The 17,331-nt window shown below is 35.7% G+C and carries 16 protein-coding genes; 9 read left to right on the forward strand and 7 right to left on the reverse strand.

The genetic code is table 11. From position 1 onward, the window contains the following. Positions 1-10: 10 nt before the first annotated feature. The 3 genes from B0A65_RS12590 to B0A65_RS12600 are packed head-to-tail and all read left to right on the forward strand — an operon-like array spanning position 11 to position 1,271. Positions 11-331: an ArsR/SmtB family transcription factor gene (locus B0A65_RS12590; RefSeq protein ID WP_056192532.1), complete on the forward strand. Its 321-nt coding sequence runs from the start codon at positions 11-13 to the stop codon at positions 329-331. Then, positions 328-828, forward strand: a complete 501-nt coding sequence (locus tag B0A65_RS12595; RefSeq protein ID WP_074661894.1) for an SRPBCC family protein — start codon at positions 328-330, stop codon at positions 826-828. The genes B0A65_RS12590 and B0A65_RS12595 overlap by 4 nt, the downstream gene beginning before the upstream one ends. A gap of 5 nt (positions 829-833) precedes the next feature. Then, positions 834-1,271 (forward strand): VOC family protein, encoded by a 438-nt coding sequence (locus B0A65_RS12600; RefSeq protein WP_074661897.1) that lies wholly within the window; start codon positions 834-836, stop codon positions 1,269-1,271. 270 nt (positions 1,272-1,541) lie between these two features. On the opposite strand, the gene B0A65_RS12605 is transcribed toward B0A65_RS12600, so the two are convergent. The 6 genes from B0A65_RS12605 to B0A65_RS12630 form a co-directional block, all read right to left on the reverse strand. Beyond that, positions 1,542-2,963, reverse strand: coding sequence for a gluconokinase (locus B0A65_RS12605; RefSeq protein WP_074662373.1), 1,422 nt, complete (start codon positions 2,961-2,963; stop codon positions 1,542-1,544). 5 nt (positions 2,964-2,968) lie between these two features. After that, entirely contained in the window at positions 2,969-4,288 is a 1,320-nt protein-coding gene (locus B0A65_RS12610; protein ID WP_074661899.1) for a gluconate:H+ symporter, read from the reverse strand. 116 nt (positions 4,289-4,404) lie between these two features. Then, positions 4,405-4,848 (reverse strand): cupin domain-containing protein, encoded by a 444-nt coding sequence (locus tag B0A65_RS12615; RefSeq protein WP_074661902.1) that lies wholly within the window; start codon positions 4,846-4,848, stop codon positions 4,405-4,407. Between the two features lie 99 nt (positions 4,849-4,947). Further along, entirely contained in the window at positions 4,948-5,961 is a 1,014-nt protein-coding gene (locus tag B0A65_RS12620; RefSeq protein ID WP_074661904.1) for a zinc-binding alcohol dehydrogenase family protein, read from the reverse strand. Between the two features lie 193 nt (positions 5,962-6,154). After that, on the reverse strand, positions 6,155-6,550 hold the full coding sequence (locus B0A65_RS12625; protein ID WP_026983304.1) for a hypothetical protein: 396 nt from the start codon (positions 6,548-6,550) through the stop codon (positions 6,155-6,157). A gap of 21 nt (positions 6,551-6,571) precedes the next feature. Continuing rightward, positions 6,572-6,751, reverse strand: a complete 180-nt coding sequence (locus B0A65_RS12630; RefSeq protein WP_074661907.1) for a type II toxin-antitoxin system HicA family toxin — start codon at positions 6,749-6,751, stop codon at positions 6,572-6,574. A gap of 416 nt (positions 6,752-7,167) precedes the next feature. On the opposite strand from B0A65_RS12630, the gene B0A65_RS12635 reads away from it, so the two are divergent. Beyond that, the gene (locus tag B0A65_RS12635) at positions 7,168-8,091 is read left to right on the forward strand and encodes an SMP-30/gluconolactonase/LRE family protein (RefSeq protein WP_074661910.1); all 924 of its coding nucleotides are present in this window, start codon (positions 7,168-7,170) and stop codon (positions 8,089-8,091) included. 510 nt (positions 8,092-8,601) lie between these two features. After that, positions 8,602-9,522, forward strand: a complete 921-nt coding sequence (locus tag B0A65_RS23285; RefSeq protein ID WP_074661912.1) for a GNAT family N-acetyltransferase — start codon at positions 8,602-8,604, stop codon at positions 9,520-9,522. A gap of 36 nt (positions 9,523-9,558) precedes the next feature. Here B0A65_RS23285 and B0A65_RS12650 read toward each other — a convergent pair whose 3' ends face one another. Further along, positions 9,559-10,395, reverse strand: a complete 837-nt coding sequence (locus B0A65_RS12650; RefSeq protein WP_074661915.1) for a helix-turn-helix domain-containing protein — start codon at positions 10,393-10,395, stop codon at positions 9,559-9,561. A 99-nt stretch (positions 10,396-10,494) separates the two neighbouring features. Here B0A65_RS12650 and B0A65_RS12655 point away from each other — a divergent pair, with 99 nt between their 5' ends. The 4 genes from B0A65_RS12655 to B0A65_RS12670 all read left to right on the forward strand — a co-directional run bounded on the left by B0A65_RS12655 (position 10,495) and on the right by B0A65_RS12670 (position 17,220). Beyond that, positions 10,495-11,424 carry a ketopantoate reductase family protein gene (locus B0A65_RS12655; RefSeq protein ID WP_074661918.1) on the forward strand — a complete coding sequence of 310 codons (930 nt, stop codon included), beginning with the start codon at positions 10,495-10,497 and terminating at the stop codon, positions 11,422-11,424. A gap of 617 nt (positions 11,425-12,041) precedes the next feature. Next, positions 12,042-12,635, forward strand: a complete 594-nt coding sequence (locus B0A65_RS12660; RefSeq protein ID WP_074661920.1) for a TetR/AcrR family transcriptional regulator — start codon at positions 12,042-12,044, stop codon at positions 12,633-12,635. A 188-nt stretch (positions 12,636-12,823) separates the two neighbouring features. Next, complete coding sequence (locus B0A65_RS12665) at positions 12,824-14,041, forward strand: efflux RND transporter periplasmic adaptor subunit (protein WP_074661922.1); 1,218 nt, start codon at positions 12,824-12,826, stop codon at positions 14,039-14,041. A gap of 11 nt (positions 14,042-14,052) precedes the next feature. Then, complete coding sequence (locus B0A65_RS12670) at positions 14,053-17,220, forward strand: efflux RND transporter permease subunit (RefSeq protein WP_074661925.1); 3,168 nt, start codon at positions 14,053-14,055, stop codon at positions 17,218-17,220. Positions 17,221-17,331: the final 111 nt, after the last annotated feature.

Genomic DNA, 17,331 nt, shown 5'->3' on the forward strand with positions numbered 1-17,331 from the left:
TTTGAATACTATGAGAAGAGACATTTTTCAGGCAATAGCTGATCCGACAAGAAGGTCTATTCTAACCTTGATTGCGCTACAGGCAATGACACCCAATGCCATTGCGGAGAACTTTAATACGACACGCCAATCTGTTTCTAAACATCTCCGTATTCTTACGGAATGTGATTTAGTAAAACAGGAACAGCGAGGCAGAGAAATTTACTATTCACTTGAAATTGAAAAGATGAAAGAGATTGATAAATGGATTAAACAATTCAGAGAAATTTGGGAAACCAAGTTTAATCAGCTTGACGAACTATTAGTAACACTAAAAAACCAGAAAAAATGAAAAACGATTTGCTATTTGATTTTACCGTTGATAAACCAACCAAAACGGTATACATAATAAGAGAATTTGCAGCAGAATTGCCGCTAGTGTGGGATGCTTTTACAAAAGCTGAACTTTTGGATCAATGGGTTGCACCAAAACCGTGGTCTGCCAGAACAAAATACATGAATTTTGAAGTTGGCGGAAGACGATTGTATGCTATGGTAAGTCCGGAAGGACATGAACGCTGGGCTGTACAGGAATTTACTTCGATAACTCCGAAAACTAATTTTAAAATGTATAATGCTTTTTCAGACGAGAATGAAAACCGTGAATTACCCGGTTCTGATTGGAATTACAATTTCAGCGAAGAAAACGGCATCACAAAAGTGAATATTAGTATTTTTAATGAATCTCTTGAACGTTTAGAGAAAATGATTGAAATGGGCTTTTCAGAAGGCTTTAAAATGTCTATTGATAACTTAGACAAATTATTAGAAACTTTATCTAAAAAATAGAGATCATGGCAGCTATTAATCCTTACATACATTTCAACGGAAATGCCGAAGAAGTCTTTACGTTTTACAAATCGGTTTTTGGTGGCGAGTTTACAACGATTAAGCGTTATAAAGACATCTCGAGTGAACAATATCCAATACCGGAAAATGAGCTTAATAAAATCATGCACATTGCATTGCCTATAAGTCAAGGCAGCACTTTAATGGCAAGCGATGTTATGCAAATCATGGGGAAAGTTACAGAAAACGATAACAGGAATAGAATTTTCATCACTGCAGAAAGCCAGGCAGAAGCCGATAAACTTTTTATTGGACTTTCGGCTGGTGGTAAAATCGAAATGCCGATAAGTTTTGGTCCTTGGGGTAATTACTTTGGAATGTTTACAGATAAATTTGGTGTGCAATGGATGGTGGATTTTGATTCGAATGCTGAAAAGGGATAAGAAAATTTCACAGAGTTACACAAAGAAGACACGGAGATTCGCTAAGTCAGTCCCGAGGCTTCAGGAGCAAAGTTTTTATTCACATTTTAATCATAGTCCACGGTTTTAAACGTGGGATACTCTTATAGAAATGGATTTCTTCCCAACGGTTGAAACCGTGGGCTATGTTTTATTTACTCGCAAAGAAATTAAAAAAAACTTATTTTTCTAAGATTTAGCTTTTTCGCCAAACCACTAATTTCCTTATATCATTTATATGGTGGGAAAAAATTACAAGAAATCTTTCAATACCGGATACACTTTTTTAAACTTAGTAAAAGCAGCTTCATAAACACTTTTATGAGCTATATTAGGATAAAAAGTTTTTCCGGTTTTGTTTTCGTACGTGATATTCTGCCCTATCGATTTCATACCTATGAGGACAGCGCCCCACGCAGAACCTTCAATAGTCTGGGAGGTTTCTAATTCCATCTGAAAAATATCGGCCACCATTTGGAGCCAAAGTTCACTTTTTCCAAATCCACCGCTGGTCATCACTTTGGTTTGTTTTCTTTTTTCCGAATCCGGAAGCAAAATTTCAGTAATCTGAAAAAGTCCAAATAAAATACCTTCTAAAGTCGCTCTTACTAAATGAGACTGAGTATGGGTAATCTGCATTCCTAAAAGTGATCCTTGTGCCGCTGCATCCCAAATTGGTGCTCTTTCGCCTAGTAAATACGGCACAAAAAGCAATCCTTCAGAACCAGCCGGAATTTTTTCTGCTTCTTCAAAAAGACTTTCAAAAGACTGATCGGTTTTCAATAAAGTTTCTCTTAGCCATTGCAAAACAATCGCGCCGTTATTAACAGCTCCTAAAACTAGATATTGATCCTCCATCAAATGGTAACATTGTGTACGCATTTGTTCGTCCAGATACGGTTTATCGATGGGTAATCGCACTGCTCCGCTGGTACCAATGGTTAGAGCAATACAACCTTTATTCATGGCTCCCGTTCCCAGATTGGCCAAAGCACCATCGCCACCTCCAATTACGTACAGAAAATCATCTGCAACGCCTTTGCTTTGATGTGTTACCTCACAAACTGTAGATAATTGGCCCGATTTCAGGTCTAAAAACTCCAAAATTTCTGGATCCCATTGTAAAGTATGGATATTCAATAGTCCAGTTCCGGAAGCCATTGAAGTATCTGTATAATATTCATTGGTGAGATGATGCCACACATATTCTTTAATACTGATAAATTTATACGTTTGAGAAAAAATATCGGAATCAAATTCTTTAAACCATGCAATTTTGGTCATGGGTGAAAAAGGGTGAATTGGGATTCCTGTTTTTTGATAAAAATGGTTTCCCTTTTCAGAATCCTTAAGTTTTTCGGCAATGGAATTGGCTCTATTATCAGCCCATAAAATAGCATCTGTTAAAGGTCTACCAGTTTCATCAATGGCAATAATACTTTGCATGGCTGAACTGAAACTAATAAACTCCGGCTGAATTCCTTTTGTAATTTCCGCAATACAATCAATAACGGTCTGTAAAATCTCTTGTGGATTTTGCACACTCCAGTCCGGTTTTGGATGATACATCGGATAGGCATTCGAAACCTGTCTGATTACATTTCCGTGTATATCAAAACAAATGGCTTTTGTGGCCGTGGTTCCAATGTCGATTCCTATATAAAATGATTCCATTTTTTTTATTTGATCCATATATTCAATACCAATACGCCTATTAATCCCATTACTCCTATTATGGTTTCCATAACCGTCCAGGTTTTAAAAGTATCTGAAACGCTAATGCCAAAATATTCCTTGAACATCCAAAATCCGGTATCGTTTACATGCGAACACATTAAACTTCCTGCACCAATAGACAATACCATTAATTCCGGACTTACACCAGAGGCGATTACCACAGGCTGTACAATTCCTGCTGCCGTTAATCCTGCAACTGTCGCAGATCCCAATGCAATTCGGATTATAGTCGCAATCAGCCAGCCTAACAACAAAGGAGAAAGTGATGATTTTTCGAAAAATGTACTTATATCGGTTCCCATTCCGCTGTCTATCAATACTTGTTTAAAAGCACCACCGGCAGCAATGATTAAAATGATCATCGTAGCCGAACTCATAGCAGTACCTGATTTATCCATAATATCCTGCATTTTTCTTCCACGGAAAATTCCCAGGGAGTAAACTGCAAAAAGCACCGCAAGTAGCATTGAAGTGGTTGGATTTCCTATAAAAAGCAAAAGAGCGCGCAAATCACTTCCTTCAGGTAATAGCAATTCGCTGAAAGTAGCGGTCGCCATCAAAAAAACCGGAACTAAAGCCGTTAAAATACTAATTTGAAAAGAGGGCATTTCGTCTTCTGTAAAAGTTTTGCTTTCGAATAAGCCTTTCGGGGGAAATGCCTGGATTTTTTTTATGAATTCAGGAAAAACAATTCCGGCAACAAAAAGCGCAGGAAGTGCAACTAAAAGTCCGTAAAGCAATGTTTTTCCGATGTTTGCTTTGAAGATAACCGCAATTGCCGTTGGTCCGGGATGAGGAGGCAGAAAACCATGTGTTATTGAAAGCGCCGAAGCCATTGCGATACCCAAATAAATCATAGGCTGTTTGGTACTTTTAGCCACGGCAAAAACCATTGGAATCAAAATGATAAAGCCAGCATTGTAGAACATCGAAATTCCGACAGAGAAACCTGTGATTACCATTGCCCATTTGATATGCTTTACTCCAAATGACCGAATCATTACCGAACTTATTCGCTGGGCGGCACCACTGTCTGAAAGCAAATTCCCTAAAACAACACCGAATGCAATAATTAAAATTAGAGACCCCAAGGTACTCCCAATACCTTGCTGAATAGAATTAATTAAATTGGGAAAAGGCATTTCTTTTGCAATTCCCACAAAAAAAGCGGCAATAATTAAGGCAATAAAGGCATTGAGTTTTACACCCGAAATGAGAATCAATAACAACAAAATACTGGCAATCAGAATCAGTAGAGACATGTATCGGATGTAATAAGTGGTTAATTAAGTAGTTGTTTAGTAAAAATATTACTTTCTATACTTTTAATTGTGCCAATTCTAATTTAAAATGTGAAATAAAATTGAGAATCAGATTATTACTTCAAATCCTTCTTAATCACCAAATATTTTAAATCCGTATTTCCGGCATTACTGATTCCATGTTCCATATTGGATGGACAGTAAAAACTGGTATTTGGTCCCGCGATTATGGTTTTTCCGTCAAGGTAGAATTGTGCTGTGCCTTCGAGAATAAAGAAAAATTCTTCTTCGACATGATGGTGCGGTGCATGCGTTGATTTTCCGGGTTCGACAATACTCATTTTGAGCGTGTTTTCCTGAGTGAAATTTTTATCAGCAAACCAATATTGATAACCCACTTTTGTTTTCGTGGCTTTGTCTAATTCAAAATGGTTAACGCAATTTTCAATGGTGTATTTTGGCTCAGTTGAAGTTGTTTCTTTTTTTACTTCTTGTGCTTGCGCAGCTTGTTGCATGAATAATGCAAGAATTGCAAGGGTGATGGTTGCCGCTGGTTTCATTTTCTTTTTTCTTGTAATAATACAAAAAAATGCTTTTAGGTGGCGCAATTAAAAGCAAAAAGCAAGCTTATTAGCTTGCCTCTTGTTTTATCATTTCCCTTAAAATTTAATCGCAATTTTTCCGATAGTACTTCCGGATTCCAGTAACTGGTGTGCTTTTTTGAAATTGGAAACAGTCAGGCCATTCAGCGTCGTTTTTAAAGTAGACTGCATTGTACCCTTATCTAATAAATCGGCTACTTCATTTAAAATATGATGTTGTTCGATCATATCTTCGGTTTGAAACATGGAACGTGTAAACATCAATTCCCAATGAAAACTGGCACTTTTACCTTTTAATTGACGAAGATTCACATTTTCTACAGGATCACTAATAGAACCAATATGTCCCTGCGGTTTTATCAGTTCTACGAATGCATTCCAATATTGATTCACATCAACAAAATCGAGAATAAAATCGACATGCTGAAAACCTGCGTTACGAACTTCTTCAATCAAATTTTTATGGTTCACTACGAAATCGGCGCCTTGTTGTTTGCACCATTCTATAGATTCAGGACGCGACGCTGTAGCTATTACGGTTAATCCGGCCACTTTTTTAGCCAATTGAATCGCAACTGATCCTACTCCACCAGCTCCGCCAATGATTAAAATGCTTTTTCCTTTGTCTTTTTCCGGATGGATACGAATTCTGTCGAACAAGATTTCCCAGGCTGTTAGACCGGTTAACGGCATCGCTGCAGCTTGTTCTATAGAAAGAGATTTTGGCTTTTTACCCACAATACGTTCATCAACAACTTGATATTCTGCGTTACTGCCTTGTTTGGTCAAATCTCCTGCGTAATAAACTTCGTCTCCTACTTTAAATAAACTAACCTGATCACCAACAGCTTCTACAATTCCGACAGCATCCCAACCTATAATTTTTGGTGTTTCTAAAGTCGTTTCTTTGGCGCTATTCTGGCGAATTTTAAAATCTACCGGATTCACAGAAACGGCTTCAATTTTAACTAATAAATCATGCGCTCCCGGAATTGGTTTTGGCGTTTCAAATTCAATGAAACTATCGTCCTTATCTATTGGTAATGAGGTTTTAAATCCTATTGCTTTCATCTTTATATCTTTTGATTTAAACTAATAATACAAAGATACTCACAAAGAAGGATTTGGGAATTGTACAAATTCGTTATGAATTGGTACATGTTTACCGTGTGATATTATTAATGTTGGACCTAAACTGGACTGAAGTCCAGCTCTATAATATTGGGCATTCCTACGGAATTTTTACTTGTTTGCTTTTTTTATCTTATAATTCTACTGCTAAAAGTTCTTTTCCTAAATTATGTAAGGCGCTTTCTATTTTTAGACGCTGTTCTAATCTTGGATTTCTATGACCTGATGCATAGTGCTGAATTTGTTTTTGATTTATGCCTGTAATTCTTTCAAGTGCTGAGTTTGTAAATATTCCTTTGTAATAATTTAATAAACTCGCCGTATCGAACTTATAAACTAACATATAATCTTTATCTAAAAAACCTGGTTTATTTTCTTCATCTAATTCTTTTAATGTCTCAATACAGTCTAATACATCTTGTTTGCATTCCTGAACTGTGTTACCACCACCGACTATAGCTTTTTCATTTTCAGCATAGCCCCAAAAGCCATCTTCGTTTCTTTCGATAATAATTTTAATTGTTTTCATAATTACCTATTTTTTAAGATGCTAAAGCCCCATCTCTTTTCTCAATTTCTGTTCTAATCCTTTTCCAATTTCTTTTGATCCGTGATTCGGAATAACAACTTGTTTATCCTCTTTTTGATAAATCTCATGACTTCCTTTGCCTTGCCTTACGAATACCCAACCGTTTCGCAAAGCTTCTCTAATAAATTCTTTTGATTTCACTATCCAAATCGTTTTACAAAGATAGTAGAATTACTATCTTAAATTATTTTTTTATTACAAATTTTAAAAATCAAAGATAGCATGTTAAAACAAAATGTAGGAAATTATTTATAATTATTAACTTCTGAAAAACTAAATCTCTCGTCTAGCCCTGATAGAAGTGTAAATCCTTTTGTGNNACACAAAAGGATTTACACTTAATTTTATTTAATTTCGGAGTTCAGTGAACTTCGTTTGAAACGGAAAGCGGGACAAGTCGTCTTAAAAAACATAATTATTCTGCTCCTAAAAAAGAATATCCCAATGCTAACAATGGAATCTTAATTATGACTACAAAGAAATTAACATGAGAACTGTACAAAACATACTATATTAGCCTTTCATTTTTTTCAAAGTAATCTATACTCCTTTTCATTATGAACCACCTTCGCCTTAAAATAAAATCAAACCTTCTATTTTTTATTGCTTTTATTTTTACAAATTTTATATCCGCTCAGAAATCAGAAGACAGCAACCATAACCTAATAGCAAAAGGCGCAGTTCTCACAAAACTATCTGATCAATACAGTTTTACGGAAGGACCTGCAGTAGATAAAAAAGGAAATATTTATTTTACCGATCAGCCTAATAATAGAATCATGAAATGGTCGGTTAATGGCGAACTTTCTGTTTTTATGGAAAACGCAGGAAGAGCTAACGGTTTGTATTTTGATCACGAAGGCAACCTTTTGGCTTGCGCCGATGAAAAAAATGAAATTTGGAAAATAGACCAAAACAAAAATTATACTGTACTAGTAAACAACTTCGAAGGAAAAAGGCTGAATGGCCCCAATGATCTTTGGATTGATCCAAAAGGTGGTATCTATTTTACAGATCCTTTTTACCAAAGAGATTATTGGAAACATACTTCCAAAGAAATAGAAAAAGAATGTGTTTACTATTTAGCTCCTGATAAATCTAAAATTACTAACGTTGACAATGCCCTTATAAAACCTAATGGTGTTATTGGAACTTCGGATGGTAAAATGTTATTCGTAGCGGATATAGGGGCCAACAAAACGTATTCTTATACAATAAACAGTGATGGTTCTTTGGACAAAAAAACGCTGTTTACTGAATCAGGTTCGGATGGAATGACAAGAGACGCGTCCGGAAACATTTACTTAACCGGAAAAGGAGTTACTATATTTAATCCAAAGGGAGAAAAAATAGCCCATATTGATGTTCCTGAGCCTTGGACTGCCAATGTTTGTTTTGGAGGAAAAAAATTTAAAACATTATTTATTACTGCCAGTAAAAGTGTTTATACGTTAGAAATGAATGTTCCGGGAATGAAATAATTATGCAAATGAAAATAGCGTTTCTTAATATATTAAATCTCTATTATTTAAACTGGACTAAAGTCCAACCCTACAAAATTGCTAGAGCCTCCGGCTCTTTTTGAATCTTTATAGCAATTTTAAAATTCCGAAGGAATGACAGATATTGTAGAGCTGGACTTTAGTCCAGTCTAGGTTATGGTTTTGTATTTTTTTATAATCGTCTTATAAAAACTAAACTTCTCGTCTAGCCCCGATTACTTCACTTAGCATTTATTTTAATCGGAGTTCAGTGAATTTCATTTGAAGCGGTATCTCCCGATTTAGAAAAACAAGGCTTTTTAGCCGTAGTTTTTCTAAATCGGGAATATAGCGGATAGCGGGACAAGTCGTCTTAAAAGCTTAGTTCCTCTGCTCCTAAAAGCTAAAACCCAGATTAAATCCTATATTTTATAAATAAAACTTAAAATTTCTTTTCTCATTTTGAATATATGTAGTTAACTACGTAAATTCGCATACAAATTATTTGTTATGGTATTAGAAAAGTCACAATCATTGGTATTAGGCAATCTCTTGCAGCGTTTGACGGAGAACCTGCGAAAAGAGGCGCAGCTATTTTACAGAAGTCAGAATATTGATTTTGAACCCAAATGGTTTCCGGTAATTTATGTGCTTTCGCAGAAAAAGGCCATTAGTGTGGTAGAGCTTTCCCAGGAAGTTGGATACTCCCATCCTACTACGATTTCTCTTTTAAAGGAATTAGAAAAGAAAGAACTGATTGGCTCTGCTAAAGATGCCAAAGATGAAAGAAAGCGTCTAATTACGCTTACTGAAAAGGCAAATGAACTCATACAACACCTGCAACCGTTATGGGCTGTTATGACGCAGGCTTTAATGGAATTGACCGACACAGAAAATAATTTGTACAAAGCCATAAACGAAGTAAATCAAAATTTAAAAACAAAAAATCTTTTTGACCGAATGACAACTATTAAAGAAATGAACCTACAGAATCCCCTTAAAGAAGTAGAAAACGATATTAAAGTAGAAAAAATTGAAGATGCAAAACTAGAATCGATCGCCTTTGCAATTAGAAGGCAAGTTTTTGTTGAAGAACAAAATGTATCGCAGGAACGGGAATCGATGGATGATGCTGAGGCGATTCATTATCTGGCAACGGTAAATGGTTTACCAGCCGGAGCGGCGCGTTACAGAATAATGGAGAAAGGAGCAAAAATTGAACGTATTGCGGTTTTGGATTCGTATCGCGGAAAAAAAGTAGGAGAAGCTACTCTGAAAAAAATTTTGGAAGATTTGCGTAATGAAGAGAAAATTTATCTGTATGCTCAGGTTAATGCTAGTCCGTTTTATATTAAAAACGGGTTCAGACAAACCAATAACTATTTCCTGGATGCCGGAATTGAGCATGTCGAAATGGATTTGGTTAAATAAAAACAGATCAGCATTTCTTGGCAGGATACATTGTTGCTAAAAAATACTTAATGATTTTTTAAATTCTGATGGAGAGATTCCCGTGCTTTTCATCATGAATTTATTGAAATGACTGCTGTCAATAAAACCCAAATCGTTACTGATTTCTGAGAAAGTTAAATTGCTTTTGCTCAGTTTTTCGGTTACCACTTTAAGTTTAGTTTGCACGATATAATCTCTTAAAGTAATATTTAAATGGTTTTTAAAATACTCTCCTATATAATGGATCGAGACATTAAAATGACTTGCCATTTCTTTTTTCTTCAACAAATGTGGATTGGCAATATTCGATCGGATGTAACTTAAAATCGTGTCAATCTTCAGTATTTCGGTAGTTTGTAAGTTTAGATTATTTTCATTTAAAATGGCATTTCGACGAATGATCTGAATGAGCGCAGTCATTAAACTTTTGATTATAACTTCGTTCTGCCCTTTTGGTTTCGCCACTTCGTTTAATATTTTTATAATAAGCGTTTCGCAAAACGCCTTATCCTCTTCAAGGAAAATTAAATTTCCATTGGTCTGATTGTGGTAATAAAACAATTTCTCGATCTCTTCGATTTCTTTTTTATTCGAAAAAAAATTAGGTAAGAACCGCAGGCAATGAAACTTTGTTGGTTTTAAGGTTTTGAACGAATGATAATCTTTTGGCGTAAGCAAATAAATATCGTGTTCCTTATAATGATGAGGAATTGAATTTAGAATGTGATTTCCGGTTCCGTATTCAATGTAAAGTAATTCAAAAAAATTGTGTCGATGAATTTCTTTTTTCCACGTTAATTCTTCGACAGAATAAATTTCGAAATCTTTATAAATAAAAAAGGTGTCTTTCATAATCCTTAATTTTTACAAATATAACCTATATTATTACATCAGTTAATAAATGTTAACCCATTTACTTTGCATCGATAATTAAAAACCTAAAACGACAACATGAACTCAGAAACAATAAAAATAGGAATTCTTGGAATTGGTGGAATCGGCGGATTTGTTGGTGCTCCGTTGGCAAAAAAATACAAAGACAGTAGCACAAAAATCATTTTTATTTGCAGAGGCGAAACCAAAAGCAACATTGAAAAGGAAGGTTTAGTATTTGAATCTAAAGGTGAAAAGGAAACTATATTTCCTGATTTGATATCTGATAATCCAAGAGAAATAGGAATTTTGGATGTTTTGATTCTTACTTCAAAATCTTATTCTATAAAAGAGGTTTTATCTGCTTATAAAGATTGTATAAATGAGAAAACGATTATTATCTCTTTGCAAAATGTAGTAAATGCCCAAGAAATTATCCGTGAGACTTTGCCTGAAACAGGACAAATTATGGAAGGCTGTATTTATGTTGCTTCTAATGTTAAGAAACCGGGACATGTACAACATGTTGGCGGACCAGGAAAGATTTTCGTTGGTGGAAAAGAAAATAAACCTTTAATAGACTTATTACTAGCCGGAGGTTTAGATATTACGTATCTGGAAAACATTAACGAAACACTGTGGAAGAAATACTTGTTCGTTGCACCGGTTGCAGCTATAACTTCTGCTTATAAAGTTAGTTTTGGGCAACTTTTGGAAGATCAAAACTTACTGCATATTCTGGAAAATATGATGATTGAGATTCAATCTCTTGCACTCAAAAACAATATAAATCTGACCAACGAAGACATTGAAACCGCCAAAGGTTTATTGACTAAATTTCCGTTTGAATCGAAATCGTCTTTGCAACTGGATTTTGAAAACAACAATAAAACTGAAAAACAATTTCTGGTTGATTTTGTTATTGAAAATGCCAAAAAATACGGAATTGAAACTCCTTTTTATAATGCTGTCAATGAAAAAATAATGGCTTTGTATAGCGTTTCTTAATTATATACATCTCAACTGGACTAAAGTCCAGCCCTACAATATTATTAGAGCCTCTGGCTCTTTTTGATTACGCACATAGATTTTAAAATTCCGTAGGAATGATCGATATTGTAGAGCTGGACTTCAGTCCAGTCTAGGTTTTGTATTTTTTTGATTATCGTCTTATGAAAATTAAACCTCTCGTCTAGCCCCGATTACTTCACTTAGCATTTATTTTAATCGGAGTTCAGTGAATTTCATTTGAAGCGGTATCTCCCGATTTAGAAAAACAAGGCTTTTTAGCCGTAGTTTTTGTTAATCGGGAATATAGTGGATAGCGGGACTAAACGTATTATGAAATTGAAATTTCTGCTCCTGAAAATTTATAAGGTTTAAATCAAATTATTTCTCCTTTTTACTTTTGACGACGTTTTTGCGAATTAGTAAATCTTAAAAAATGTTAAAAAGGGATTCAAATTTCATTAAAATCAAAATATTTTATAATTCAAAACCTCTGGAAAGCCTTATTTTTCAGTATCTATGTTATGATAAGAAAAAATTATAACGAATTTATATTATAATCAGAAAATCGGTATTACATTTGCCTAACAGTGTTAGATTATTTAATACTCATCAAAATGGCAAGTAAAGATCGTATATTAAGACAAAAAGAAGAGACAAGAAATAATATTCTTGAAGCTGCTTATTCTATCGTAAAAGAAGAAGGATGGCAAGGTCTGAGTATGCGAAAGATTGCTGACAAAATTGAATATACTGCCCCTATTATCTACGAATACTTCTCGAATAAAGAGGCTATTTTAAACGAATTAACCGGTAAAGGTTTTATTAAATTGGCGAAGGAATTGCAAAGTGCCAAAGCAAAATTTGATAAACCGGAAGACCAAATTGAAGCCATGTGGATGGCTTATTGGGATTTTGCCTTTACAGATACTGAAATGTATCAGGTAATGTTTGGTGTGCAAATGAATTGTTGTTCTCAGCAATGTTCGGCTGCAGAAGCACCTTATAATTTATTCACCGCGGTGATTGCTGAAATTATGAAAAACAGTAACCCCGGCCCTGAAGTTATCAAACAAAAATATTTTACTTTCTTTTCTGTTATTCACGGTTTAATTGCGATTAACATTATTAACAAAAGCGAAGTAATGGAAACGATCAACAATCAAATCCTGAAAGATGCGATTGGTGGTATCATTAAATCAATACAGTAAAAAAATTTTCCATTTCACTTAACAGTGTTAGGAAATTTAATTAGAGTAATTTAGTAACCTTTTTTTACTATTTACTTAACAGTGATAAATAATTTAATACCGATTTCTTAAGGAATCGCAATGGGCTCACTATACGGAATTTTGCGCCCTTTAACTTAACAACGTTAGATAATTTAATTCAATTAAACATGAATACCCGGAATGCCAGATTACAAAAGATTTTAACTCAAATGAATGTCCAACAAATTAAAACCAATATGAAAATGAAAAATGTAATTATAACCAGTTTTATTCTGGCACTTGTACTAAGCAGTTGTGCCGATAAAGCGCAGGCTCCTGCTCCGGCAGCTCCACTCTTGCCAGTTTTAGCGATTCAAAACTCTGATGCTGTTACGGATGCTGAATATCCAGCTTCGATACAAGGAACTGTAGACGTAGAGATTCGTCCACAAGTAAGCGGAAACCTTGATCGCGTTTTAGTAGACGAAGGTGCTTATGTAAGTAAAGGTCAAACTTTATTCAAAATAAACGAACGTCCTTTCCGTGAGCAATTGAACAATGCTTTGGCCAGCCTTCATGCTTCTGAAGCGGCTTTGATTAATGCACAGTTAGAAGTTGATAAATTAACTCCTTTAGTACAAAACAAAGTAGTTTCTGATTATCAATTGAAAACAGCTAAAGCTTCTCAAAAAATTGCTGCTGCTAATATCGAGCAAGCAAGAGCAATGGTAGCATCTGCCAGAATTAATTTAGGATATACTAATGTGACAGCCCCTGTTAGTGGTTACATAGGAAGATTGCCTAAAAAACAAGGAAGTTTAGTTTCGGCTACTGATATTGAACCGTTAACCAAACTTTCAGATGTACACGAAGTTTTTGTTTACTTCTCTCTTGGTGAAACTGATTTCATCAAATTCAAAACACAATATGCCGGAAATACATTGGGTGATAAAATCAAAAAATTACCTCCTGTAACTTTGATTTTGGCTGATAATAATGCTTATGCACAAACAGGAAAAATTGATATGGTAGATGGTCAATTTGATAAAAACACCGGTGCGATTACTTTAAGAGCAACTTTCCCTAATGCAAACGGAACATTACGTTCTGGAAATACAGGAAAAATTCGTTTAGGAATCAATCATGACGATGCGATTCTGGTACCACAATCGGCTACTATCGAAATGCAGGATAAAGTGTTTGTTTATACCCTGAACAAAGGAAATAAAGTAAACAAAATGCCAATCACGATTATTGGTAAAAGCGGAACTAACTATCTTATTGGCGAAGGTGTAAAATCTGGCGACCAAATTGTTTTAAGCGGAATCGACAAACTTCAGGAAGGACAAGTTATCCAGCCTCAAAAATCGACTGCTGAAGTTGCCCAAATAATTAACAAAAAATAATTTTTACGACAATGTTCAAAATATTTATACAAAGACCTGTACTGGCAACCGTAATCTCCATTTTATTGGTGATCCTGGGTGTACTTGGACTTACAAAATTGCCTTTACAACAGTTTCCTGATATTGCGCCTCCCTCGGTTTTGGTTACGGCGGTTTATCCGGGAGCGAATGCCGAAACAGTTTTACGTTCGGTTGCGCCTTCTCTGGAAGAGTCTATAAATGGTGTTGAAAACATGACGTACATGAGTTCAACAGCGAGTAACGATGGTACACTTGCAATTACTGTTTTCTTTAAATTAGGTACAGATGCCGATCAGGCCGCAGTTAACGTGCAGAACAGAGTTGCTCAGGCGACAAGTCAGTTGCCTGCAGAGGTTGTTCAGCAAGGTGTAATTACCGCGAAGCAACAAAACAGTTTCATCATGGCGATTGGTATGTACACAGAAGACGAATCGAAATACGATCAGACTTTTGTTGCCAACTATGCTCAAATTAATATTATTCCGGAAATCAAACGTATTCCGGGTGTAGGTTCTGCCAGTATTTTTGGTGGAGTTAAAGATTACTCGATGAGAGTTTGGTTAAACCCAACTCAAATGTCGACTTACAATGTGACGCCAAATGAAGTTATGGCCGCTATTCAGGACAAAAGTTTGGAAGCTGCGCCGGGTAAATTTGGTGAAAGAAGTAAAGAAGTTTTTGAATACGTAATTAAATACAAAGGGAAACTTACTAAACCGGAGGATTATCAAAACATTGCCATTCGTTCGAATGCAGATGGTTCTATCCTTCGCTTAAAAGATGTTGCCAGAGTCGAGCTTGGTGCTTACTCTTATAACAGTTTAACTCGTTTGAACGGTAAAAAAGGAGTTGTAATTGGTGTTATTCAGTTAGCAGGTTCTAATTCAAATGAAATTCAGATTGCGATTAATAAATTGATGGTGAAAGCCTCTAAAGATTTCCCACAAGGAATAAAACACAATATTTTCTACAGTACAAAAGTATCTCTTGACCAATCTATCGAACAGGTTGAACATACTTTGATTGAAGCTTTTATACTGGTATTTATAGTTGTTTTTATCTTCTTGCAGGATTTCAGATCAACATTAATTCCGGCCATTGCTGTACCTGTAGCAATTTTAGGAACGTTCTTCTTCATGCAGTTATTCGGCTTTTCGATCAACCTTCTAACGCTTTTCGCTTTAATTCTGGCGATTGGTATTGTGGTGGATGATGCGATTGTCGTCGTCGAAGCCGTGCATGCGAAAATGGAGCACAAACATCTGTCTCCAAAAGTAGCCACACATGAAGCAATGCACGAAATAACGGGTGCTATTATCTCGATTACGCTGGTAATGGCTGCTGTATTCCTGCCGGTCGGTTTTATGGAAGGTTCAACCGGGGTTTTCTATCGTCAGTTTGCCTTTACGATGGCGATTGCAATTGTAATTTCAGCCGTAAACGCTTTAACATTATCACCTGCCCTTGCCGCTTTATTCTTAAAAGATAATCATGCTGCACACGAAGGAGATGCGCCATACAAAAAACAAGGATTTAAAGAGAAATTCTTTACCGGATTCAACAATAGTTTTGAAGCATTGACCAACCGTTATGTTGGGGGATTAAAATTCTTAATTCGCAACAAATGGGTTAGTTTAGGTGGATTGGCTTTAATTACTTTCGCTACAATTGTAATGGTAAAAACTACTCCTGCCGGGTTTATCCCAACAGAAGATCAAGGTTTTATTGCAATTGCTGTTAATACGCCTTCCGGAACATCATTAGACGGAACTCAGAAAGTAATGACAGAAGCAGAAAACACATTAAAAAAATTAGATGCATCACGATTTGTAACCGCTATTTCAGGTTTCAACTTATTGACAAATTCTACAAGCCCATCATCAGCCGTAGTATTCGTATTGCTTAAACCAAATGAAGAACGTGGCGAGGTTAAAAATATTGACGAAATCATGAATCAGGTTCGTGGCCAATTGGGCGCGATTTCCGGAGGAAGTTTCTTCGTATTTAGTTTCCCAACTGTTCCCGGATTTAGTAACGTTGAGGCATTGGATTTGGTTCTTCAGGATAAAACCGGAGGTAAACTGGATAAGTTTAGTGGAATATCACAAAACTTTATTGGTGAAGTAATGAAACGCCCTGAAATTGCTGTAGCCTTTACCTCTTTCAAAGCCGATTATCCTCAATTACAATTAGATATCAATGACGAAAAAGCAGATCAGTTAGGTGTTAAAGTAAAAGATATCCTTCAAACAATGCAGGCTTATTTTGGTAGTGCACAAGCCTCTGACTTTAATAGATTTGGTAAATATTACCGAGTTGTAGTTCAGGCTGATATTGCCGACAGAGCAGATCCTTCAGCAATTGACAGAGTTTTTGTGAAAAACAAAAATGGCGAAATGGTTCCGATAAACACTTTAGTAAAACTAAGCCGTATTTATGGTTCTGAAACCGCTTCGAGATACAACTTGTTTAATTCGATTTCGATTAATGCGATTCCGAAACCAGGATTTAGTTCAGGAGACGCCATCAAAGCGATTGAAGAAGTGGCAAAACAACAATTACCTGCAGGATATAGTTATGAATGGTCAGGACAAACCCGTGAAGAAATTTCTTCCGGAGGTCAATCGGCAACTATTTTCTTACTGTGTTTGATATTCATCTATTTCTTACTTGCCGCACAGTATGAAAGTTACATTTTGCCTTTAGCAGTAATCTTATCTATACCTGCAGGAATTTTTGGAGTATTCGTAGCCATTGGTTTAACAGGAATTGAAAATAACATTTATGTACAAGTTGCCTTGGTAATGTTAATTGGATTGCTCGCCAAGAATGCGATTCTGATTGTCGAGTTCGCCGTCCAGAAACGAAAATCCGGACAGGCCTTGGTTAAAGCTTCTATCGATGCAGCCAAATTACGTTTACGTCCAATTATCATGACGTCGCTGGCTTTCGTAGTAGGATTAATTCCGATGATGAGTGCCAAAGGACCATCAGCACAAGGTAACCACTCTATTAGTATTGGTGCCGCCGGAGGTATGATTTCAGGAGTAATTCTAGGGTTGTTAATCATCCCGGTTTTATTCATCGTATTCCAACATTTACAAGAAAAAGTTACCGGAAAACCGGTAGCAGTAGTTCATAACGAAGAAGAAAAATAAATATGGAAAATTATATAACGACAATTCTGGTGGCCATCATTTTCGGCATCGGCTATATATCGTACAGAATCTCAAGAGATCTTGAAACTAAAAAAGATACTTGTACAGAAA

Source organism: Flavobacterium frigidimaris, from assembly GCF_002217275.1.
Classification (GTDB): domain Bacteria; phylum Bacteroidota; class Bacteroidia; order Flavobacteriales; family Flavobacteriaceae; genus Flavobacterium; species Flavobacterium aquidurense.